This is a genomic window from Pseudoalteromonas sp. APC 3495 (assembly GCF_030407645.1).
GTDB lineage: Bacteria > Pseudomonadota > Gammaproteobacteria > Enterobacterales > Alteromonadaceae > Pseudoalteromonas > Pseudoalteromonas tetraodonis.
In genome coordinates this window covers 1-1,963 of the sequence record NZ_JASDDA010000096.1, presented here as the reverse complement: position 1 = coordinate 1,963, position 1,963 = coordinate 1, and the positions used below count along the sequence as shown (strand labels likewise).

Below are 1,963 nucleotides of genomic sequence, written 5' to 3'. Positions count from 1 at the left end.
ACTATAAAAGGAATTGAAGTGAAAGTATTAAAAGCAGTCTTGCCTGTTGCAGGCTTGGGTACCCGTATGTTACCCGCTACCAAAGCAACGCCAAAGGAAATGCTTCCACTAGTTGCTCCTCCCCCTAATACATTTAAAATAAGTATCTCAAACTATTCAACAAGCTAGTAGTTTTAAGCTAACTAAATATTTTATTATGTCGAAGTTTTTACAGAAGTCAGATTTTCTATGGATCAAAAAATATGAAATACAGAGCTGAGATTGATGGTTTAAGAGCATTAGCAATTTTACCTGTATTATTTCATCACTCAGGGTTACACCTTTTACCTGGTGGTTTTGCCGGAGTTGATGTTTTTTTTGTAATATCGGGGTATTTAATTACAACTATTTTGCTTAAAGAGATCTCTGAAGGGAAGTTTTCTCTGTCGTCTTTTTACGAGAGACGTGCTAGAAGAATATTACCTGCAATGGCTTTTATGATTGTTGTTAGTAGTTTTCTATCCTTTTTCTTTTTAGATCCAGCATCAATGAAAATGCTCGGTTATAGTATTGTTGCAGTGTCAACATTTATGGCTAATATATTCTTCTTTCTTAAGCTTGACTATTTTAACCCAAGTGCCGAGCTAAACCCAATGTTACACATGTGGAGTTTAGCTGTAGAAGAACAATTTTATCTATTTTTCCCATTTATCTTACTCTTGCTTACAAGGTTTAAGAAACATATATTTCTTGCTCTATCAGTAATTTTTATTATTTCATTACTGTCTATGTTATTAACTTCAAATCAATCAGTTAACTTTTATCTAATCCACACTAGAGCGTGGGAACTTCTTGCTGGATCAATTTGTTCTGTTTTAATTACTAAAAATACCTTATCAGCCATAAATGAAAGCCTTAAAGGGTGGTTAAGTATTTTGGCTATACTTTTGCTCATTATTTCTTATTCAACATATTCTTACGAATATGCCTTCCCTGGTTGGTTTACTATACTGCCGGTCATTTCAACGGCACTAATAATTTTATTCGCAAGCGAAAATAATATAGTTGGTAAAATGCTTTCTAGTAAGATATTAGTTTTTATAGGTCTAATTTCCTACAGCTTGTATTTATGGCATCAGCCAATTTTTGCTTTCGCAAAATTAATGACGTTAGAGTCTTTAACTAATGAGTTAATTGCTTTTTCAATGCTCATAGTTTTTCTTTTATCCTTATTGTCTTATCAATATGTTGAGAAGCCTTTCAGAAGAAAATCGAATAAATCTACAAAAACAGTGCTAACGTTATCTGTTTTTAGCTTATTAGTTATGTCTGTAATGGGCTTATTACTCTCCCTATATCCAAAGTTTGGTGGTTTTAGTAAAGCTGAAATTACTCAATCAAAGCCAAGCATAGGTCTAAATAAACTATGTAACTTCAAATCAGACTTTCAGATACTTGATGAATGTAAAACTAGTGAGAACCCTGAAACAATTGTATGGGGCGACTCATATGCAATGCATTTAGTAAAAGGCTTATCTAAAAACAATGAGCTTATACAAGCGACAAAAAGTGCTTGTTCTCCAAATGTTTCTTTATCAACTTTTCCAAATTTTAAAAGTTATGACTTAAACTGGTCAAAATCTTGTTTTAAATTCAATAATGATGTTATCAATGAGATAGAAAATAACTCGCAGATTAAAACTGTAATTCTCTCTTCTGCATTCGAGCAATGGTTTAAGTATGACTATTTTGATGGTGCTAGAGTTCTTAATAATGATTTTGATACTTATTTAATCTCGTTCAAACAAACGTTATCAAGACTTAGCTTAACAGGTAAACGTATATTTGTTGTTAGCCCTCCACCTAATAACGGTAAAAATATTGGGCAATGTCTGTTGAGAAAGCATTATAGTTTAGTCTCCTACTCAAACTTCATTGATAATAATTGTACATTTCAAAGAAATGAGTTTTCTCAATACTACTC

Annotated in this window: 1 protein-coding gene and 1 pseudogene; both read left to right on the top strand. The window is 32.1% G+C overall.

The features are described from left to right. Positions 1-18: 18 nt before the first annotated feature. Positions 19-114 (top strand): annotated as a pseudogene (locus QL984_RS18385) (UTP--glucose-1-phosphate uridylyltransferase); the annotation flags it as partial. Positions 115-242: 128 nt separating this feature from the next. Beyond that, positions 243-1,963: acyltransferase family protein (locus QL984_RS18380; protein ID WP_290173235.1), on the top strand; the 1,721-nt coding region annotated here is incomplete at its 3' end.